21 protein-coding genes are annotated in these 21,362 nt (G+C 42.9%); 16 read left to right on the top strand and 5 right to left on the bottom strand.

All coding sequences use genetic code 11. The annotated features are described in order from the left end of the window. Nucleotides 1–2: 2 nt before the first annotated feature. A complete protein-coding gene (locus H164_RS0109025) occupies nt 3–650 on the top strand; it encodes a DUF4476 domain-containing protein (protein ID WP_019968311.1) in 648 nt (215 codons plus the stop codon). A 342-nt stretch (nt 651–992) separates the two neighbouring features. Here the strand turns inward: H164_RS0109025 and H164_RS0109020 are convergent, their stop codons facing one another. From H164_RS0109020 to recF, 3 genes are all read right to left on the bottom strand, one after another. Beyond that, nucleotides 993–2,282 carry a DUF5723 family protein gene (locus tag H164_RS0109020; RefSeq protein ID WP_238315223.1) on the bottom strand — a complete coding sequence of 430 codons (1,290 nt, stop codon included), beginning with the start codon at nt 2,280–2,282 and terminating at the stop codon, nt 993–995. A gap of 190 nt (nt 2,283–2,472) precedes the next feature. Next, nucleotides 2,473–2,763 (bottom strand): DciA family protein, encoded by a 291-nt coding sequence (locus H164_RS0109015; RefSeq protein ID WP_008566269.1) that lies wholly within the window; start codon nt 2,761–2,763, stop codon nt 2,473–2,475. Beyond that, nucleotides 2,763–3,863, bottom strand: a complete 1,101-nt coding sequence (recF, locus tag H164_RS0109010; RefSeq protein ID WP_019968309.1) for a DNA replication/repair protein RecF — start codon at nt 3,861–3,863, stop codon at nt 2,763–2,765. The genes H164_RS0109015 and recF overlap by 1 nt, the downstream gene beginning before the upstream one ends. A 168-nt stretch (nt 3,864–4,031) precedes the next feature. Here recF and H164_RS0109005 point away from each other — a divergent pair, with 168 nt between their 5' ends. Genes H164_RS0109005 through H164_RS0108995 form a run of 3 tightly spaced genes read left to right on the top strand, consistent with a single transcriptional unit; the run spans nt 4,032 to nt 5,594 of the window. Further along, nucleotides 4,032–4,730 carry a tetratricopeptide repeat protein gene (locus tag H164_RS0109005; protein WP_019968308.1) on the top strand — a complete coding sequence of 233 codons (699 nt, stop codon included), beginning with the start codon at nt 4,032–4,034 and terminating at the stop codon, nt 4,728–4,730. Next, entirely contained in the window at nt 4,730–5,206 is a 477-nt protein-coding gene (gene ribH, locus H164_RS0109000) for a 6,7-dimethyl-8-ribityllumazine synthase (protein WP_019968307.1), read from the top strand. Before H164_RS0109005 ends, ribH begins: the two co-directional genes overlap by 1 nt. Before the next feature lie 7 nt (nt 5,207–5,213). Further along, nucleotides 5,214–5,594, top strand: a complete 381-nt coding sequence (locus H164_RS0108995; protein WP_019968306.1) for a hypothetical protein — start codon at nt 5,214–5,216, stop codon at nt 5,592–5,594. 57 nt (nt 5,595–5,651) lie between these two features. Here the strand turns inward: H164_RS0108995 and H164_RS0108990 are convergent, their stop codons facing one another. Further along, nucleotides 5,652–6,323: a hypothetical protein gene (locus H164_RS0108990; protein ID WP_019968305.1), complete on the bottom strand. Its 672-nt coding sequence runs from the start codon at nt 6,321–6,323 to the stop codon at nt 5,652–5,654. A 432-nt stretch (nt 6,324–6,755) separates the two neighbouring features. Between H164_RS0108990 and H164_RS0108985 the strand changes: the two genes are divergently transcribed. Continuing rightward, nucleotides 6,756–7,124, top strand: coding sequence for a rhodanese-like domain-containing protein (locus H164_RS0108985; protein ID WP_025830078.1), 369 nt, complete (start codon nt 6,756–6,758; stop codon nt 7,122–7,124). A gap of 197 nt (nt 7,125–7,321) precedes the next feature. On the opposite strand, the gene H164_RS0108980 is transcribed toward H164_RS0108985, so the two are convergent. Continuing rightward, nucleotides 7,322–7,777, bottom strand: coding sequence for an acyl-CoA thioesterase (locus tag H164_RS0108980; RefSeq protein WP_026356315.1), 456 nt, complete (start codon nt 7,775–7,777; stop codon nt 7,322–7,324). 497 nt (nt 7,778–8,274) lie between these two features. On the opposite strand from H164_RS0108980, the gene rfbH reads away from it, so the two are divergent. The 11 genes from rfbH to H164_RS0108920 all read left to right on the top strand — a co-directional run bounded on the left by rfbH (nt 8,275) and on the right by H164_RS0108920 (nt 21,357). Further along, on the top strand, nt 8,275–9,615 hold the full coding sequence (rfbH, locus tag H164_RS0108975; protein ID WP_019968302.1) for a lipopolysaccharide biosynthesis protein RfbH: 1,341 nt from the start codon (nt 8,275–8,277) through the stop codon (nt 9,613–9,615). 27 nt (nt 9,616–9,642) lie between these two features. Beyond that, nucleotides 9,643–10,443 carry a glucose-1-phosphate cytidylyltransferase gene (gene rfbF, locus H164_RS0108970; protein WP_019968301.1) on the top strand — a complete coding sequence of 267 codons (801 nt, stop codon included), beginning with the start codon at nt 9,643–9,645 and terminating at the stop codon, nt 10,441–10,443. 1 nt (nt 10,444) lies between these two features. After that, complete coding sequence (gene rfbG, locus H164_RS0108965; protein ID WP_019968300.1) at nt 10,445–11,524, top strand: CDP-glucose 4,6-dehydratase; 1,080 nt, start codon at nt 10,445–10,447, stop codon at nt 11,522–11,524. Further along, nucleotides 11,521–12,576, top strand: coding sequence for an NAD-dependent epimerase/dehydratase family protein (locus H164_RS0108960; protein WP_019968299.1), 1,056 nt, complete (start codon nt 11,521–11,523; stop codon nt 12,574–12,576). The genes rfbG and H164_RS0108960 overlap by 4 nt, the downstream gene beginning before the upstream one ends. Nucleotides 12,577–12,607: 31 nt before the next feature. Beyond that, on the top strand, nt 12,608–14,344 hold the full coding sequence (locus tag H164_RS0108955) for a thiamine pyrophosphate-binding protein (RefSeq protein WP_019968298.1): 1,737 nt from the start codon (nt 12,608–12,610) through the stop codon (nt 14,342–14,344). A gap of 29 nt (nt 14,345–14,373) precedes the next feature. Beyond that, nucleotides 14,374–15,738, top strand: coding sequence for a lipopolysaccharide biosynthesis protein (locus H164_RS0108950; protein WP_019968297.1), 1,365 nt, complete (start codon nt 14,374–14,376; stop codon nt 15,736–15,738). Next, complete coding sequence (locus H164_RS0108945) at nt 15,728–16,711, top strand: glycosyltransferase family 2 protein (RefSeq protein WP_019968296.1); 984 nt, start codon at nt 15,728–15,730, stop codon at nt 16,709–16,711. The genes H164_RS0108950 and H164_RS0108945 overlap by 11 nt, the downstream gene beginning before the upstream one ends. A 399-nt stretch (nt 16,712–17,110) precedes the next feature. Beyond that, a complete protein-coding gene (locus H164_RS0108935) occupies nt 17,111–18,160 on the top strand; it encodes a GHMP family kinase ATP-binding protein (RefSeq protein ID WP_025830075.1) in 1,050 nt (349 codons plus the stop codon). 14 nt (nt 18,161–18,174) lie between these two features. Next, nucleotides 18,175–18,822, top strand: a complete 648-nt coding sequence (locus tag H164_RS0108930) for a D-sedoheptulose-7-phosphate isomerase (RefSeq protein ID WP_019968293.1) — start codon at nt 18,175–18,177, stop codon at nt 18,820–18,822. 4 nt (nt 18,823–18,826) lie between these two features. Continuing rightward, on the top strand, nt 18,827–20,143 hold the full coding sequence (locus tag H164_RS0108925) for an HAD-IIIA family hydrolase (protein WP_019968292.1): 1,317 nt from the start codon (nt 18,827–18,829) through the stop codon (nt 20,141–20,143). Next, the gene (locus H164_RS0108920) at nt 20,140–21,357 is read left to right on the top strand and encodes a glycosyltransferase (protein ID WP_019968291.1); all 1,218 of its coding nucleotides are present in this window, start codon (nt 20,140–20,142) and stop codon (nt 21,355–21,357) included. Before H164_RS0108925 ends, H164_RS0108920 begins: the two co-directional genes overlap by 4 nt. Nucleotides 21,358–21,362: the final 5 nt, after the last annotated feature.

Here is a 21,362-nt window from a genome sequence, read left to right as displayed (position 1 = left end):
CGATGAAACAAAAAGAAAGATTTCAGATGCTGCTGCTCACGCTGCTGCTTGCCGTGTTCAGCCTTAACGCTACCGCCGCAAGCAGACGTACCGTGGAGCGCGGCATGACAAAGCAACAAGTGACGGACATTCTCGGCAAACCGAAGGCTGCGAGCTTCGACCAAGCGGGCACGCGCTGGGAATATATCAAGGGCCGGCTGATAGACAACTACGACATTCATATCCGCGTGGAATTCGACGCGCGCGACCGGGTGGTCAACTATCAGGAGACCATCATTCCGCGTGGCGACAACCGCAACGCTGATATCCTCGTGCCCGACGACGGTTTCCGCCGCCCCGCCCCCGGTTTCTACGCCGACTGCCTGAGCGAGGAAGAGTTTGCCATTGTCAGCAACAGCATCACAAAGGCGAACTTCGACGACAACAAGCTCGCGCTGGTCGAAGTGGCCAGCCTGCGCAGCCTTTTCACCTGCCGGCAATGCGCCCGACTGCTACAGCTCTTCTCTTTCAGTGACGCCAAGTTGAAGGCCCTCCGTTTCATGGCGCGCCAAATCGTAGACCCGCAGAACGCCTACGACATCTATCAGGCGTTCACCTTCGATAGCGACCGCGACAAGGCCGCACGGCTGCTGCACGACCTGCAGAACTGACGCAAAGCCCCTTTTGTTACGGGCCGCTCCGGTATTTGACGCGCCTCCGCTCGACCGCCGGAACGGCCCTTTTTCGTGCCCCATGCAGACCGCCTTGTCGCGACATCCCCCTCTCATGCTCGCGAGACCCGGGTCTCGCGCTCGTGACATCCCCCTCTCGCGCTTGCGAGACCCGGGTCTCGCGATTGCGACATCCCCCTCTCATGAAATTCCGTGCCGCGTCGGAAACAATTCTGTGCCGCGTCGGAATTAAATGAGAGCTATGTCTGATTAAAAAGAGAGCCGCATCTGACAGAAATCAGATGCGGCTCGAAATAAAGGTCGATGGGGTGGAATGGGGTGTCAGAGGCTGCTTTCGTGACGGCTTCCTATGGGAATACTGATGCCGACGAGTGCGCTGACGGTGCGCGAGTCTTTGCCGAAGTACATGTAGTCGGTGGCCAGCGTGACCGGCCCGAGCTTCAGTCCGAGCCCGAGCCCCTTGCCTTGGCTTTGGAGCATTGAGTAGCTGAGGGCGACGCCGATGTGGCGGTTGAAGCTGTAATTGCCGGCAAGCGTGAGTTCGGCTTGCGTGTTCACCTCGCCCAAGCGCGTGGTCGAAAGTGCGCCGAGCGTGAGTTTGTCGTCGAGCAGCTTGTATTGTGCGCCCAGTACCATGGTGGTGCGCAGCGACGTGGTGCGCGTTTTGCTTTCTTGCCCTTTCAGATTCCAGAGGTCGGAGTTGAATATCTCACCGCTTTCCATCGTCTTTCGGAACTCTTCGCGATGCTCTCCGGCGTGCACGCCGTCGAAGTCGTAGACGCGTTCAACGTCGGACGAACTGCTGACCGTGTTGCTCTTGCCCCACGAGATGAAGCCCAAGTCGAGCAGGGCCGCCGACAGCGTGACGTCGTGACCGAGCTTGTAGGTTGCTCCGAAGTCTGCGCCGATGCCGTAGCCTGCGAAGCCTATGCTGCCGCTGCGCTCAATGTCGTCGACGTAATTGTTGCGGTCGGTGGCGAGCGACAGGCCTGTCATGGAGCCTCGCAGCGATGCCCGCGATCTGATGACGGCCTTGCCCTTCACCCGTTTCAGTTGCTCGTCGGTGATGGTTGACCAGTCTTGGTTGGGCGCGATGCCACGCAAGTTGGTTTTCATGGTCACGTCTTCGACTTTGGCGTCGATATCGGCAATACCGAAGAGCAACTTGACTTTCGCGCCAAGCACGAGGCGTTCGCCGAACGGTCTTGCGTAGCCCACGCCCGCTTCCATATAGGAGCTCACCTTGGCCCGAAAGCCGTCGGTGTGCAGGTTGGCGTTGGCCCACGACTGGTCGCTCAGACCTCGCGAAGCGCGTATGAACTCGAACACGTCGCGCTTGATGTTGGCATCTGCGTCGACCCTCACGCTGAGGTTTACGTTCCAGAAGCCTTTGTCGGCATACCAACCCGCCGAGAGCAAGTCGTTGGCTACCGAAATGTTGAGGTGGTTGTCGTGTTTCAGCTGGTTGATGAACTTGTCGCTGGTGAAATAATCTGCCGAACTGCTGTTGTCAACGATGTCTGCCAGATAATCCGACGAGATGGAATTGGAACTTATCCCCGCATTCATCGCTCCCATGAAGGGAATGCCGATGTATCCGCGCGACGGCATCAGGGCGGGATTGAGTTGCTGTCTGAGCTGCACGCCTTCCATGAAGTAGGTCGTGCGGTTGAACTGGGCGAATGTCGCCGTTGGGGCGAGGGCCAGCAGCAGGCTCGCCATCACTTTTAGATTACGTTTTGATCGCATTTTTGTTTTCATCTTTATTACAATTAATTTTACGTTGCATGTTTTTTACTTCTCAATAGAACTTGATGTCGCTGATGACGTAGGCACCGACTTGCGCGTTGAGCCGTTGCACGAGCCGCGTGCGCATCATGCTGAGGTCTTGTCGCAAGGCGGGATTGAGGATTTTGACGAAAAGCGTCTGGTTCTTGATGAACTTGTCGCCCGTGTAGCGGGCAATCGATGGGCCCACCACCGTGTCCCACGACGCGACGAGCCGCTTCTGCCGGAGCGGCGTCTCGAGTCCTTCCTTGCGGAGCACGGTTTGTAGGACCTCGGCCAAAGATTTCACGTCGCGCTTGAACATCAGTCTTTTCGCTCTATTTCACCCCCGTCGACTGCGAAAAGCCGGTAGTCGAAGTCGCCGCCGGCAAGGATACGGTCGAGATGGTCGCGGTTGGTGTCGGTGATGAAGATTTGTCCGAAACTCTCTCCGCCCACGAGTTGCACGATTTGTTCCACGCGGTCGGCATCGAGTTTGTCGAAAATGTCGTCCAAGAGCAACAAGGGCGTACTGTCAGACGTGCGACGCAGGAACTCGAATTGCGCCAGCTTCAGGGCCAAGGCAAAGGTCTTATGCTGTCCCTGACTGCCCTCGCGCTTCATCGGGTAGCCGCCGAGCAGCATCTCGAGGTCGTCGCGGTGGATGCCGTGGAGCGAGTAGCCTACAACGCGGTCCTTGTGGCGGTCGCGTCGGATGGTATCAAGCAGCGGACCGCGTCGGCCGTGCGACACATAGTCGAGCGAAACAGTCTCGTGTTTGTTCGAGATGCGGTCGTAGATGTCTTGGAACACCGGGACGAGTTGAGCAATGAAGGCATCGCGTTTCTGATAGATGGTCTCTCCGTTTACGGCCATCTGCTCCTCCCAAATATCCATGAGGGCTGTGTCTGGCTCGTCGTCCTGTTTCAAGAGGGCATTGCGCTGCTGCAAGGCTTTGTTATAGGCCGCGAGAGCTTCGATGTAGGCATGGTCGTATTGCGAGATGACAAGGTCAAGGAGTCGCCTGCGTTCGTCGCTCGCTCCCTCAATAAGGGCGGAGTCGGAGGGCGAGACAAACACCAGCGGTATCAGTCCGATGTGTCGCGACAGGCGGCGATACTCCTTTTGGTTGCGCTTGAAGTGCTTCTTCGTGCCGCGTTTCATGCCGCAATAGATGTTTTCTTCCTCGCCAGCATCGGTGGTATAATTACCTTCGAGCACGAAGAAGTCCTGCTCGTGTGTAATCACTTGCGCATCGATGGGGTTGAATGCACTGCGACAGAACGATAGGTAGTACACGGCATCGAGCACGTTGGTCTTGCCCACGCCATTGCTCCCGATGAAGCAATTCAGCTTCGGCGACAAGGCAATCGTTGCCTCGCGGATATTCTTGTAGTTGAGGATAGAGAGTCTGTTCAGTATCATAATCTTGGCTGCAAAGTTACCGGTTTACGTCCGAAAAACGAAAAAAAGAAAGAATAAATTTCACCATGTGAGATTATTTACGTAATTTTGCGACGTTCTATCCGGCCCGCTTTTCGGGTGGAGAAACACAACGAGTGGGGAAATAAAATAAAAACAACAGAATAAACAATGGCAAACAAAAACGAACAGGGCGTGCTCGACAACGAGACGCTCATCAAGTCAGAAGCTTTCATCGAGAAGTACAAACAGACTATCATCATCGCTGTCGTGGCAGTCATCGTCATCGTCACGGGGTTCTTCCTTTATAAGGCCTACGTGTCTGCGCCACGTGAGGAAAAGGCAAGCACGGAACTCGCAAAGGGACAGCAATATTTCAATGCCGAGCAGTTCGATAAGGCACTCAACGGTGACGGTGCAGGCTACACGGGCTTGTTGAATGTCATCAATAATTATGGAAGTACCGATGCAGCCAATCTGGCCAACCTCTATGCCGGCCTCTGCTATGCTAACATGAACAAGTGGAATGATGCCGTGAAGTATCTGGACGAGTATTCTCCTTCAAACGATGCCATGGTCAGTCCTGCCGCCGTTGCCGCTTTGGGCAATGCCTATGCGCACGTCAAGCAGCTCGACAAGGCCATCGATAACCTGAAGAAGGCTGCCGATATGGCCGACAGCGAGGGCCGAGACGGCGTTAACAACTCGCTTTCTCCTACTTTCCGCTTGCAGGCCGCAATCCTTTTAGAGAGCCAAGGCAAGAAAGATGATGCACTGAAAATCTATCAGGACATCAAGAAAAAGTATGTCAATGCGGCACTTGTACAAAGTCAAGAGATTGACAAATACATCGAAAGAGCTTCAAGATAATGGCTACAGAACTACATCATTTGTCGGATTACGACCCTAAAGCGGTGCCCGATGCGAGCAATATGTATTTCGGCATCGTGGTAGCTGAGTGGAATCCGGAGATTACGGGAGCCTTGCTCGACGGTGCCGTCTCTACATTGAAGAAGCATGGGACGCTGCCTGAGAACATTCATGTGAAGACGGTTCCGGGTAGTTTTGAGTTGATTTACGGTGCACATCAGATGGTGTTGCATGGCGGTTACGATGCCGTCATCATCTTGGGAAGCGTCATTCGTGGTGAGACTCCACACTTTGATTATATCTGTCAGGGCGTTACCGAGGGTATCGCACACCTGAATGCCACGCAGGAAATACCCGTTATCTATGGCTTACTGACGACCAATGACCTGCAACAAGCGCAAGACAGAAGCGGCGGAAGGCTCGGGAATAAGGGCGATGAGTGTGCTATCGTCGCTATCAAGATGGCTAAATTCTGACAAGATAATGAAACTTTATCAGCTTTTGCAGGCCTATGAGTTCGACGAACTCATGCCGGTCATCAATGAAATGTTTCCGGGAACGGCCAAATACCGCGAGCCTTTGAAGACGGCTTATGAGATGATGCTCAATATGAAGCCCGTGGCTTCGAGCAAAAGCATTCGCTATAAAATTATCAAAGGCAAGGGCGAAGAACAGTATATGGGTGCTGAAGATACCAACTTCAAAGGCAATTGGGAGGTCCTTCTGGGCAAAGAGGTCTCTCGAGAGCGAGGTGTAGACCTCACCGACGTGGAAATCTTGGCCAATTGCTTGGTCAACATGTGCTTTATCGGCAACTGTCCTCGTGGATTTGAGGAGGCTCGCAAGGCACTTATGAGCGAATAATACGGTTTTCTTATAAAGAAAAAGAGATGGAAGCCATGGGTTTCCATCTCTTTTGTTTTACCGTTTCATCCCGTAACGGTCGATGAGTGTATGCTTCTTGCCCTGTATGCCCTCGAAATAAGGTGGTTCGGCGCGTAATTGCATGTCGTCATAAACGAATTCGGCAATCACTGTGTCCTTCCCGTCGGGCAGGATAAGCCCCATTTTCCCGTTTTTTTCGGCGATAACGGGCATCATACAGAGGTCGTCAACATAGACATAAGGCGTACGAAGGAAGTCATAAAGCGGATGAATGAGAATGTTTCCTTCGTGGTCTTTGATGCCGAACTTCCCGTTTTCCTCGAATATTTTGTGGAAACGGATATATTTCTTCTTGATACGTTGTAGGTAGGCAACTATCTTCCGCGGGCTATTAATCATCTGATGCCAATAGCTATAGGTATCACAATAGTTGGCCGCGGCCCTGACAATCACCATCTTCCAATCGAGTCCGCTGATGGCTTTGCGGTTAAGGTCGATATATCGGGCGATGGCTTTCTCCTTTTCGGGGACACTGAGCTTGGAAAGCGACTCCTCGAACCGCAGCATGATAGTCTTCGAACCAGACATTCCTTTGATGTAGCGATGGATTTGTCGGCTCATCTCATTGCAAACGAATTTATCTATCTCGGCTAATTCAATCTTATCGACATAAACTTCATCGAAGTTTTCTGCTGTTATTTTTTTCATGATGTGGTCTTTTAGTTTGCCAAAGGTACTAACTTTTGTCAAATGAAAGAAATTATTGCCTTAAAAATAATCCGTATATGCTGAAAAACATAGCTTGATGATAGCCTGTTAAGTAGGTGTTTATCATTCATTGCCGATAGATTTGAGCTTGTTTTTTAATCAGTCTGCCGGCTTAAAGAAAGCGTGTGGCAGTCTATACGGCTGATGAAAGCCGGTGGAATGGCGAAAAAGGGGCTTAAGATATTGATAAAGTGGAAGAGAATCATGCAAAATAAATCAATATGTCCAATGTTGGACACCCACTTATGAGCGTTCATGCATCGCAGGAACGGTTGGCTTTCGTTCGAAAAACATGGAAATCATGTTCGGTTTCTTTGCCGTATTCCCCTTTTTTGTTTACCTTTGCCGCGCTTTATCAATAAAAACAACGGAATGAATAAACTGAAAATGATTTTTAGTGCGCTGTTCGGTGCAACATTGGCGGCTTGTGCCCGGAGTGAAAACATCACGACTGTCGATGCAGCTGCCTTTGAACGCGCCGTCACAAAAGACAGTGTGCAGCTGGTTGACGTGCGTACGGCCGAGGAATATGCCGACCATCATATCCTGTATGCCGTCAACATCGACGTGATGCAGCCCGACTTCAAGGACAAGGCAAGTGCGATGCTCGATGCATCAAAGCCGGCCTACGTGTATTGTCGGTCGGGTAAGCGCAGTCTGACGGCTGCCGGCATTCTTGCAGGCATGGGCTTCAAGGTGATTAATCTGCGGGGTGGCATCATAGAATGGGATAACAAATAGGCCGCTATTCCCAAGTTCATTTTTCATATTGATAAATTCTGCCCTTTTGTTTCACCCATTTTACCGTGTAATCTTAGCCATATTGTGCGGCAAAATGACTGAGATTGCACGGTGAAATGGGTGAGATTGAATGGCAAGGTGTAAGGCTTTGACTGTCAGTTTGTATGAACGTGAGAGTGTACGTCCTGTGCTTCCGTTCAAGAATGGCAGGCGAGGTCGGCTTTTTCTTTCCTCCGCACGTCTCGTCCTTCATATTTACAGATGGCATCCACCCACTCCGGCAGCATGGGAATGGAGATGTTCCGTGCAAGGTCAAATGCTACCATGATGGTTTTCCCGATACATTTCACTTCGTTTGTGTCGCTATCCACAAGCCGTTGATGGAGTGTGAAACTCTTGGTTCCTATCTCTGAGATGGCAGTTTGGACTTCCACGCGGTCGGTATTATGCACCTGTGAGAGGAAATCGGCCTCGACATGTACGGCAAAAATAGCATAATTCCCGTTGGGAATGTTGCAAACGCTGCGTGCATAGTCGATTTTCGCCGTGTCATAATATTGAAAATAGGCCGTGTTGTTGATGTGTCCGAACTGATCGGCATCTGTAAATCTGAGCTGAATCGGCAGCCGGTGATGATATTTTATCTCTTCCATGTTCCTGATATACTGTGCTGTTGATAATATTCTTAGTTCAGCAAGCGGCTTCTTGCTTGCTTTTCGGTTGCAATATTCGCAATTTTCCACGACATATACAAATATTTGCGCATCGGATTTGCTGTGTAGCAGGAAAATCTTCATGTTTCGGTGTCTTTACGGGATTGATATTTCTATGGATAAATTTGCTTTTTATACGGAAAATAGTTACCTTTGCAAAATATTTATAGAGTGTTCAACTCAACCACGGCTTATGTTTACGAAACATCGTTGATGCTCCTGCGTGTTATATCATCTTAACTCTATGCGGATGGCACATAAGTAGCGTGATTTCTCCTGAATGGTTGATGATGGAGGAGGGGCGTTTTGTATCTCAATCTTTTTATTCTAAAAGGAAATATGAAGGATATATGAACATATCATTGGTTTGATGTGATAACGAGGTGTCGTATTCGGATGATGGTTATTGATAACAGAAAGATAAAATAAAACAAAGAATGGTGGAAAAAAAAGAATATTTGAAGGCTAAGATATTAGAGCTTACGAAAGAGTATTATAAAGAGGTGCATGCAGAAGGGGCAGCGTTTGTTCCGGGTAAGACAAGAGTCAATTATGGTGGACGCTATTTTGACGACGCCGAGATGGTGAATTTGGTTGATGCTTCTCTTGATTTTTGGCTTACAGCAGGCCCTTGGGCGCATCGGTTTGAGAAACATTTTGCGGCATGGTTGGGTGTTAAGCATTGCAGTCTTTGTAATTCAGGGTCTTCTGCAAACTTGTTGGCATTCTCTGCACTTACGGCTTCGGAATTGGGGGAGCGACAAATCAAGCGAGGTGACGAGGTTATAACGGTTGCTGCAGGTTTCCCGACAACAGTTTCTTCCATTTTGCAATATGGTGCCGTTCCTGTTTTCGTCGATATGGATATTGCCGAAAGCAATATAGATACAACTCAATTGGAGTCGGCTTATAGTGATAAGGTAAAAGCTGTCATGGTGGCACATTCCTTGGGTAATCCTTTCAATCTGCAAGCTGTCTTGGATTTCTGTCGTAAGCATAATTTATGGCTCGTAGAAGATAATTGTGATGCCTTAGGTTCAGAATATTTTATTGACGGAGAATGGAAGAAGACGGGGACTATTGGTGATATTGGTACGAGTAGTTTCTATCCTCCTCATCATATGACAATGGGAGAAGGAGGTGCAGTCTATACGAACAATGCTTTGCTTCATAAGCTTGTTAACAGTTACCGTGATTGGGGACGTGACTGCTGGTGTGTCGGTGGAGTAGACAATACTTGTGGAAAGCGTTTCAATGGTAAATTTGGAAATCTTCCCATTGGTTATGACCATAAGTATGTTTATAGTCGTATGGGATATAACCTCAAGGCAACAGACTTACAGGCGGCCATTGGTTGTGCTCAGCTTGAAAAATTAGATTTTATCATTAAGCGTCGCCGAGAAAACTTTACTTTTCTCCATGAGGGATTGAAGGATATCAAAGGACTTCTTCTTCCTGAACCACAAAAGAATAGCAGACCGTCGTGGTTTGGCTTCTTTATTACGGTTAAAGATGATGCTGGTTTCACACGCAATGAGCTGACTGAATATTTGGAAGAACACAGAATTCAGACTCGTAATCTCTTTGCGGGTAATCTTCTCAAGCATCCGGCTTTTGACCAATATGAGAAGGATAAGGATTATCGGGTAATAGGTGAACTTCCCGTTACGGATAAGATTATGACTAATAGCTTTTGGCTTGGCGTTTATCCGGGCATGACCAAAGAGAAACTACAGTATATGGTTGACACAATTAAGTCTTTTATTGCTGGGAAATAATTAGGTACTTACGGAGAAACATAGATTATGAAAGTTGTACTCTTAGCTGGTGGCTTTGGAACTCGTATTAGTGAGGAAAGCCAATACCGTCCCAAACCGATGATTGAGATTGGAGGGATGCCAATACTTTGGCATATCATGAAAGAATATAGCTATTATGGACATCATGAATTTATTATTTGTGCCGGTTATAAGCAAGAGTATATAAAAGAATGGTTTGCAAATTATTTTATACATAATAGTGATATAACTTTTGATTATACAAATGGGAAAGAAGAGCTAACGCTTCATCATACAAATATAGAACCATGGAAGGTAACAGTCGTAGATACTGGTTATAATACTATGACGGGAGGACGTATCAAGCGTGTTCAAAAGTATTTGGACGGAGAACCTTTCTTTATGACCTATGGGGATGGTGTCTGTGATGTTGATATCAATAAACTCTTGGAGTTTCATTTATCACATGGTAAGATTGCCACACTGACAGCAGTTAAGCAAGACCAGTCTAAGGGTGTCCTTGATATCGGTGGTGATAATGCTGTGAGGAGATTTCGGGAAAAGAATATCTTAGATGGAACTCCAATAAATGCCGGCTATATGGTGCTCAATCCGGAGGTTCTTAATTATATAGAAGGAGATAATTCGGTATTTGAGAAAGAACCTTTAGAGACATTAGCTGCAGAACGGCAGTTGATGTCTTATATTCATCGAGGTTATTGGCAATGTATGGACAGTATGCGTGAGAAGATAGAACTTGATAAGCTTCTTTCCACGGGAAAAGCACCATGGAAAAGGTGGGAACGAGAGGTACCGAAAGAACTATAGTATGAATGTAGATATATTTAATGGGGCTTTTAATGGCAAGCGTGTACTCGTTACAGGGCATACGGGCTTCAAAGGAAGTTGGCTTAGCATTTGGCTTCATGAGTTGGGCGCTGAGGTCGTCGGTGTAGGACTTGAACCATACTCTGAGAAGGATAACTTTGTGCTTTCAGGGATAGGCAATCGTATAAAAGCAGATATACGAGCTGATATTCGTGATTTGAAAGCCATGAAAGATATTTTTACAGAATATCGTCCGGAGATAGTCTTCCATCTTGCAGCTCAACCTTTGGTTCGTCTCAGTTACGAAATACCTGTTGAGACCTATCAAACCAATGTCATGGGAAGTATCAACATTATGGAAGCTGCCCGCACTACGGATAGTGTGCGAATAGTTGTCATGATAACAACTGACAAATGTTATGAGAATAAAGAGCAGATATGGGGTTATCGTGAAAACGAACCTTTTGGAGGTTACGATCCTTACTCCTCAAGCAAAGGAGCTGCTGAAATAGCAATCCAGAGTTGGAGACGTAGTTTCTTCAATCCAAAGGACTATGGTATCAAGCATCATATAGCAATAGCCAGTGCAAGAGCCGGTAATGTGATTGGGGGGGGAGATTGGTCAAAGGATCGTATAGTTCCGGATTGTATTCGTTCATTGGAGACAAACAGGACGGTGGAAATTCGTTCTCCTAAGGCTATTCGCCCTTGGCAACATGTTTTGGAGCCTTTAAGTGGTTATCTCCTTCTTGCAAGTAGAATGCAGGAAGAACCGACAGAGTATTGCGAGGGATGGAACTTCGGGCCGAAATCGGATAGTATTTGCTCTGTATGGGAGGTTGCTTCTAAAATAGTTTCTCATTATGGGACTGGGAAATTGAAAGATGTTTCTAATGATCAAGCTCCTCATGAAGCCAATCTTCTGATGTTAGATATCAGTAAAGCTAAATTTAAACTTGGGTGGGAGCCAAGAACAGGTATTGAGGAGTGTTGTAAACTGACTGCAGAGTGGTATAAAAAATATACTAAGAAGAATATTCATAATCTTTGTATAGAGCAAATCAATAATTTCATCAGATGAATCATATCTTAAGAGGAGACCTTGAATTTATATGTTCTAACACAATAGTAGATTGGTCAAGATTTAATCATAAAAAGATACTTATAACAGGTGCCAATGGAATGCTTCCCGCATATATGGTTTTTACTTTATTATATCTTAATGAAAAGTATAATTTTGATGTAAAAGTTATTGCTTTAGTGCGGAATATCAATAAGGCAAAAACTAAGTTCGCAGATTATCTAACTGATAATCATTTGACTTTTTTGGTACAAGATGTAGCAGAGCAAATTTTCTGTAAAGAACATATAGACTTCATTATCCATGCTGCAAGTCAAGCAAGTCCCAAGTATTATGGAACAGATCCTGTTGGCACAATTGATGCTAATCTTTTTGGAACTACAAATACGTTGAAACTTGCACACGAACACCATTGTGAATCTTATTTATATTTCAGTTCGGGTGAAGTTTACGGAATTATTAATAAAACGAAACCAAGTTCTGAAACGGATTATGGGTTGATAGATCCTCTAAAAGTTCGCTCCTGTTATGGAGAAAGCAAACGGATGGGAGAGAATCTTTGTACGTGTTGGAACTATCAGTATGGAACACATGCAAAAATTGTTCGCCCATTTCATACTTACGGGCCTGGGCTGTTAAAGGACGATGGACGTGTATTTGCAGACCTTGTTTTCAGTATATTAGAGGATAAAGATATTGTTCTGCGGAGTGATGGAACTGCAATTAGGGCATTTTGTTATATTTCTGATGCAACTATAGAACTTTTTAAAGTACTTTTGGATGGTATTGATGGCGAAGCTTATAATATAGGAAATGATAGTAACGCCATAACTATCCGTGATTTAGCTAATCAATTGATAGGTTTATACCCAGAAAAAAAACTTAAAGTAGTGTATGATATAAATATGGAAGATATGAGAACAGGAAAAATGAAATCGCCATTATCTGTTTCTATTCCTAATATGGATAAAACAGTAGATTTGGGGTATAAGCCAGTTATAACAATTTACGAAGGATTTACAAGAACAATAGCTTCTTTTTCCCATAAATAAGTAGAAAAATATTCCTTAGCTAAAACTATAAATGAAATCATCTGATTATATAGCAACTTTTCTTCGTGATCAAGGAATAGATACGGTTTTTGGATATATGGGTGGAATGATAACTCATCTTGCGGATTCATTAGATAAATGTCAAGGAATTCAGTTTATCCAGACTTATCATGAGCAAACAGCTTCTATGGCTGCAGAAGGATATGCTATTGGAAGTGATGGGATTGGGTGTGCAATTTCCACAAGTGGTCCAGGAGCAACTAATATGATTACAGGTATTGCTGATGCATATTTTGATTCTGTTCCTGTTCTTTACATTACAGGACAGGTTAATTCCTATGAATATAAGTATGATAAGCCTATTCGACAACAAGGATTTCAGGAAACAAATGTTATTGATATTGTCAAGTCAATAACAAAATATGCCGTTTTAGTCGATGATGCCCAAAATTTAAGATATGAACTTGAGAAGGCAATACATATAGCAAAGGAAGGACGGAAAGGCCCGGTACTCCTTGATATCACGATGGATGTTCAGCGCGCGGATATAACTCCTGATAGTATGAGGAGATTTGTAGTTCCTCATATTACTCAAGATTTACAAGTATCACACATGAAAGATATAAAATACTTGATAGAAAAATCCAAGTCACCGATGGTGCTTCTTGGTGGAGGTTGCCAGAGTCGGGAGACTTCTGAATTGCTGAATGAATACTTCTCTGCTAATCAAGTCCCTGTTGTTACATCACTCATGGGGAGAGGTGTAATAGATGAAACCTATAAATACTATGTTGGAATGGTTGGAAGCTATGGAAATCGATGTGCAAACATAACGATTTCCCAGGCTGATGTGCTACTTGTCTTAGGTTCTCGATTGGACACTCGTCAGACTGGTGCTAAAATCGAAACATTTTTGAAGGGAGGACATATTATCCACGTGGATATTGATGATAATGAACTAAAGTGCCATCGTATAAAAAATCAGTTACATATCAATATGTTGGTTTTGGATTTTCTGAGGAAATTAAAGTCCGACAACGTGCAATTCAATCCATCTATAGAGTGGCTGAATTATGTTAGGCGTATTAAAAATCACTATAACCAGAATGAAGAGATTACTCGTTTTGTACAAAATAAAGCTCCCTATCACTTTATACAATCCCTCAATCAGATTTTAGAAGAAGGAGATATTGTCACAACAGACGTAGGACAGAATCAAATGTGGGCAGCACAGACTGTTAAGCTCAAAAGAAGAATGAAGTTTGTAACGAGTGGCGGTTTGGCACCTATGGGATATTCTATGCCTGTTGCTATAGGATTAAACTTTACGGATGTACGACACAGAACATATTGTTTATGTGGTGATGGAGGTTTTCATATCTCTTTGCAAGCATTAGGTATTATTGCACAATATCATTTACCAATAAAAGTTATTATAATGAATAACGTATCTTTAGGTATGATAACTCAATTTCAACATCTATATTTTAAAGACAACATGGTTGGTACGACGAAAGAGGGGGGCTATATAGTTCCAAGTTTCAAAGAAATGGTAAAAGCCTATGGTATACAATATGCAAGAATGACAAAAGCAGACCTTAACGATAGTTTACGGTTTCGCAAAATAATAGAGGGTGCAGATGTAATAGAGTATCTCATAGAGGGATTGACCACGGTTTCTCCAAAATTAGAATATAACCAACCGATTGAAAATCCTATTCCCTTTTTACCAGATGATGAGAAAGCAAATATTCAGTTCAAGGCTTGAAGTTATGAACTTTGATCATTTTTAGAAATATGAGAGGTGCACTGTTGACTATCGCTGCGAAGTTAGGGATAGACAAATCTATAGCTTATTCTTCAGGAGCACGTGTTATACAAGCTCTTGTAAGTGTTGGCAGTATTTTTTTCTTCTCAGCTTTTCTTACAGGAGTTGAACAGGGTTTTTATTTCACTTTCGGGAGCATTGTTGCTATTCAGATTTTCTTTGAATTAGGTTTAACAAACATTATTACACAATATGTAGCACATGAAGATTCCTTTTTGCATGTAGAACATGAACAGATTATAGGAGATGATAGACATAAGTCTAGATTAGCCTATTTGCTCCATTTTTGTGTGAAATGGTATCTTGTTATAGCAGCTTTGTTTTTTTTCTCATTGGTAATTGTTGGTTTTATTTTCTTCAGTAGATACAGTAAGGAGCATACTAATGTTTCTTGGAGAATTCCATGGCTACTCATTTGTGCCGGTTCTGCAATCAAACTTTTTCAGGCACCTTTCAATTCCTTTATAGAGGGACTCGGCTATGTGGCCGAGATGAGTCGTGTTAGCTTTTGGCAACAGATTATTATCCCTACTTCAACATGGTTAGGACTGTTTTTGAGTTTTAAATTGTATGTCGTAGGAATCAGTACGTTACTTTCTGTTCTGGTTTGGTTTATTTATGTGCGTCATTCATTCTTATGGGAACTCCTTCAAAATCTCTGGAAGACAAATGTTACCGAATGGATTTCCTATATGCAGGAGATATTTCCTTATCAATGGAAAATAGCCATTAGTTGGATAAGTGGATATTTTATTTTTCAGTTGTTCAATCCGGTTTTGTTTGCCACGGAAGGAGCTGTTGTTGCAGGGCAAATGGGAATGACACTGAATGCATTGAATTCTATAACAGGATTCTCCTTGAGTTGGATTACGACGAAGATTCCTTCCATGTCAAAATTAATAGCACAGAAAGATTATGTGGCTCTTGATAATATATTCAATAGAACCGTTAGGCAAATGATGTTAGTTTGTCTTGCATTATTAGTCACTTTTTTTATCTTTCTTTGGTTTTTGAATTTAACAGGACTTTCTTTTCGGGGAAATGTTATCGCTCATCGTTTTTTAGGCTATTTACCTACAGTGTTGTTAGCGGTTACAATTATATTTGGGGTGTTGGTAAATGCATGGGCCACCTATTTGCGTTGTCATAAAAAGGAACCCTGGTTATTGAATTCAGTTTGTACCGGTATCCTAACAATGTTGTCAACGTTTGGATTAGGAAAGTATTTCGGCCTTTATGGTGTTGTTGGCGGTTATTTTTCCGTTCAATGTTTGATGTTTCCTTGGGGAGTATGGATTTTCAAAACCAAAAAGAAAGAATGGCATGGAGAATAAGCCTTTATTGAGTATTTGTATTCCGACGTATAATCGAGCGGGAATATTGGAAGTAACGCTAAAGAGAATTGTTAATCAAATTGCTGAACTTGAGAATAAAGATTTAGTTTCGTTATTCATTTCGGACAATGCTTCAACTGATAATACAAGAGAGATTGTCCAGCGTTTTGTCAATCCGGATATTCATATTGAATATCATTGTAATGAAAGGAATTTAGGTCCAGACAGAAATTTTTTGAAGTGTTTTCAAGCTGTACATGGAAAATATGTTTGGCTTCTTAGTGACGATGATCCTGTAAGCAGAGGTGCAATTTCATATCTTTTGAATATTATAAAGGAGGACGATTATGGATTGATACATTTTGTAATGGACTCGTCTCAGAAATCAGGTTTTGAAGTTTATAGTAATGTAAACGTATTTTTGGCAAGTGTTTCTTATTGGATTACTTTTATAAGTGCAAATGTTTTCCAATCTGAAGATGTATCAAAAGTAAATGTCAATGATAAGTTACTTCATTCGTATTTGATGCAAATTCCCTTTTTTATAGAATCAGCTATCGCACACGATAAAAGTGTCATGATTTATGATAAGATGCTAGAGGAACCTTTATATAACACAAATGGAGGGTATAATTTTTTTAAGGTTTTTGTTGATAATCAGTTTAATTTATGGCATCAATTTGTAAGAAAAGGATCAATTACTCATAAATGTTTTGAGGAAGTTAAAAAAAATACTTGTAGAAAATATATAAAGTTTCACATTGCTGAGTTACTTATTTTACGCAGACAACTAAAAAAGAAAAATGAAAAAAAAGGTCTGAGAGGAGGGTATTATATAGATGGAGCTTGGCATATTCTTTTTAAGTGGTATGGCAGACAACTTTATTTTTATTTTTATATTTTGAAAGCAATTTGGTTATCTGTAAAAAGAATAAATAAAAGAATTTTACGAATATTGTTTAAGGGGAAATAGATGGTCTTTTGAAACATAAACATGAGTTTGTTTCTATATGTAGTTGGAAGATCTTTTTGTCCTCTATGGTGAGAAGGGAGTGTTGCAATGTCGTATGATGCAAAAAGGTTATAAATGTATGTTTATGAATGCCCCTAAAATCATTCATCTTGAAGTGGAGAGTTCTGGTAATACAGCCAAAAAAGATATGGAATGAAAAATCATCTATATATTGAAGAAGCATATGGAACCAATGACATAATATTTGCCTATAGCTATTATAAGTTTCGTTTGATATTTGGGAGCAATCTGAGTTTTACATATAAAATATTATGAGAGAATAATCTGTTTTATTTGTTTTTTAGAATCTTATCGCATTGAAAATATATTGAAGTTTCATTTTTAAAGGAAAAACAGCAGATGATTATACGTAGTAAAGCGCCTTTGCGATTAGGACTTGCTGGAGGAGGATCGGATGTGTCTCCGTACAGCGATATATACGGAGGTTTGGTGTTGAATGCAACCATTAATCTTTATGCATATTGCACGATAGAAGTAACGGAGAATAAGCAGATTGTCATCTATTCCTATGACAATGATTATGTGGCTTCATTTTCATCAGCAAGGGAATTAGTGATTGATGGCAAAGCGACGCTGATCAAAGGCGTGTACAATCGGATTGTGAAAGATTTTGGCCTATCACCATTGTCATTCAAGATAACGACCTACAATGATGCTCCTGCCGGCTCTGGGTTGGGAACATCTTCAACCATGGTTGTTTGTATCTTAAAGGCTTTTGTTGAGTGGTTGTCATTACCCCTGGGTGATTATGAGATTTCTCGTTTAGCCTATGAGATTGAACGCGTTGATCTCCTGTTGTCGGGAGGAAAGCAGGATCAATATGCTGCGGCTTTCGGTGGTTTCAATTATATGGAGTTTTTGTCAAATGATATCGTTATTGTTAATCCATTGAAAATCAAACGCTGGATAGTTGATGAACTTGAAGCTTCAACAATTTTGTACTATACAGGAGCAAGTCGAAGCAGTGCAAAGATTATTGACGAACAGAAAAGAAACACATCATCTCAAAAAGAAGATATCATTCAAGCCATGCATAAAATTAAACAAGGTGCGAGTGATATGAAGCAAGTTTTGCTGAAAGGTGATATTGTAGCGATGGCACGGCTGCTGAGAACGGCTTGGGAAAACAAGAAAAAGCAATCTGCCCATGTGACAAGCCCAGTTATTGAGGAGGCTATGAAAGTTGCTCAACATGAAGGGGCCTTGGCCGGAAAGGTAAGTGGTGCCGGTGGTGGAGGCTTTACCATGTTTATCGTTGATCCAACAAAGAAAAAAGCTGTAGAAAAGGCCTTATCTAAGTTGGAAGGGTTTGTTGTTCCATTCTCGTTTACCGATAGTGGTGCTCATGGTTGGCGCATTTATTCTCAGGATGAAGTGAAACGTTTTTAAAATGTTAAACACCTATGGAAAAAGATATATATATTCATGTAGACAAACTTGTTCGGAATTATTCAAAGCTGAGTGTATGTAGAGATGAAATTATTAAGGCCTATGAGCTACTGAAAGAATGCTATTCGAGTGGTAATAAACTGATTGTCTGTGGTAATGGTGGGTCAGCTGCTGACTCTGAACATATTGTTGGTGAACTGATGAAGAGTTTTATGCTTAGTCGAAGAATGTCAGAAGATAGGGCATCGCATTATAAAAGTGTAGATTCTGAGATGGGAAGCGTACTTGCTGAGCATCTGCAGGGAGCTTTGCCTGCTATTGCGCTGACAGCCCAAACGGCTTTGTCTACAGCTTACATGAATGACTGTGTGCCTGCGTTGGTCTTTGCTCAGCAAGTATATGGGTATGGTCAGGTGGGAGATTGTTTCCTTGGCATTTCTACATCTGGAAATAGCCAGAATGTATTGTATGCAGCCGTCGCAGCTAAGGCGCAGGAATTATCACTTATTGGTTTAACCGGTTCGAAGCAGAACAAATTAGAACTGTTATGCGATGTCTGTATTCATGTGCCTGAGACAGAAACCTATAAGATACAAGAACTGCATCTTCCGGTTTATCATTGTCTGTGCATGATGTTAGAAGATTTTTTTTTCAAAGCATGAGTCTATGAAAGTTGTTATCATGGCAGGTGGAAAGGGTACGCGTATCGCTTCCGTCAGAAATGATGTGCCAAAACCGATGATAGAAGTGAGTGGTAAGCCAATCTTGCAGTGGCAAATAGAGAACCTCAGGGATTGTGGGTTGACAGATATCATCTTGGTGGTGGGTCATCTTGGCGATAAGATTAAGTCGTATTTTGAAGATGGAGGTAAGTTCAACGTTGAAATCAGCTATTTCACAGAAGAACACCCTTTGGGGACTGCTGGAGCATTATTCCGAATTCCAAATTTGAATGAAGACTTCTTGCTGATGTGTGGTGATATCATGATTGATATCGACTTTAACCGTTTTATACAGTTCCATCATGAGCATAGTTCCTGGGCAAGTTTGATTTCACATCCAAACGGACATCCGCATGATAGCAGTATTTTGGTCACCGAGCAGACTGTTGTTGTTGGCGGACGGTTTCTTAAGGAAACTCATCGGGTGACGGCATGGATTGTTAAGGAAGACAGACATGGTTATTACAAGAACCGTGTCAATGCTGGCATTGAAATCATTTCTCCTTATTTGCTTCATGCAGTCCGCGAAAAGTATGCAGCCTCACGACAGAAGTTTCCGGAGAGAATAGATCTTGACAGGGATGTCTTGTGTCCCAATATAGATAGTGGAAAGATTTTTGCCTATGATACACCCGAATACATTAAGGACATGGGGACACCTGAACGTTTTCGTGAGACGGAGACCGACATTTTGGAAGGCAAAGTGGCATCACGCAATTTGAGAAATAAGCAAAAGGCTGTTTTTTTAGATCGTGATGGAACTATTAATAAGCATATTGGTTTCTTGAATTCATCGGATCAGTTAGAACTGATATCCGGTGCAGCAGAGGCAATTCGAATGATTAACAAGTCGGGCTATCTTGCGGTTATTGTCAGTAATCAGCCTGTTATTGCGCGTGGAGAATGTACGTTTGAAGAATTGGACGAAATTCACAACAAGTTAGAAACATTGTTAGGCTATGAGGGTGCTTTCGTTGATGCCATTTATTATTGTCCGCATCATCCGGACAAAGGGTTTGAAGGGGAACACATTGAATTGAAAGTTGATTGCGACTGTCGGAAACCTAAGCCTGGTCTTTTGTTGCGTGCTGCACATGATTTGAATATTGATTTGAGTCAGTCTGTCATGATTGGTGATAGTCAACAGGATATTGAAGCAGGGCGTAATGCCGGTTGTAAGAAAACTCTTTTGATAGAAACTAACAAGCCTTCAGCCCTTTTGAAGTGTGTTTCCAATCTATTTCGAGAAACAGAGGTATGAAAGTTACTTTTATTTCACCGGTCACCCCTTACAGGGAAAATATGGGTGGTCCTTCCGGGCATCCTTATCACCTGATGATAGAACGACCATCGGGTATAGGTGTCACTGTTTATACTTTTAATCAGAATCTTCTTTCTGCAGAAACAATTAGTGAAGTTGAGAAGGAACTTGATATTAAGATTAAAGTTATCAGACCTCCCTGGTGGTATAAGTTGGTGTTTCGGCTACATCTGACATTTATTCGCCTACTTTTAAAATTTCCTATCAATTATTATATACGACTTCCGAAGGGCGTGGTCACGGAGATTCGAAAAAGTCAACCAGATTTAATTTGGGGCTATTGTCAGGAATTCTCTGGTATACTCTCACAGTTCAAGGAGTTCAAACGTCTACATACGGTTCCGGACAGTTATTGTCTACATTGGTATCGTCGATTGGGACGACCTCTAACTTTATCACATAACAGTGAGTATTTTAAGGTTGTGTTGAACTATAAAAAGTATTATAGGATGGAACATGCTTATGATAGTAGTGATAATATATGGTATCATTTCGTTGGCAAGGATGATGTACAATTTGCAAAACGTTTGTGCCCATCCATTCATGCACGTTTCTTGCATCATCCCCATTATGAAGTGAAGAATTTGAAAAGAGAAATTCATTTCCATCATCCTAAAATTCGCCTTATATTGGCTGGACGATATGATTTATATTCATTTGAAGCTTCTGATGAATTGTTTTCCGAATTGGCACTGTTGAAAGAAGAGGATAAATGCTTTCTCAATGAACATTTTGAATTGACGATACTTGGAAAAGGGTGGCAGCAAAAGATCGAAGAAGTGAAGAATGCTGGTCTGTCAGTAAAATGGATAAGTTTTGTACCAGATTATATTGAAGAAATTACAAAACATGACATTCAGATTAATCCTTTGTCTATCGGTACAGGAACAAAAGGAAAGGTATTAGATGCGATTGCTAACGGCCTGCTAGAAATAGGTACGCCTTATGCCTTAGAAAATATTGCGGTTGAAGATGGAGTGTCGTGTGTTATCTATCATGAGGCCAAAGAGTTATTGAACATTTTCAGACGGATTGCTAGTAACCCCACGCTTTATGAGGAGATGGCTCAATTAGGACAGGAGAGTGTCTTGCAGTATCATGATCGGCGTTTGATAGCTCAATCTCTGTTTTCTTCACAAGATTTCCTTTGCTAAACTGC

This window comes from Segatella maculosa DSM 19339 = JCM 15638 (assembly GCF_000382385.1).
Lineage (GTDB): Bacteria > Bacteroidota > Bacteroidia > Bacteroidales > Bacteroidaceae > Prevotella > Prevotella maculosa.
Note: the sequence above shows the minus strand (reverse complement) of the source record. Positions and strands in the feature narration are given on the sequence as shown.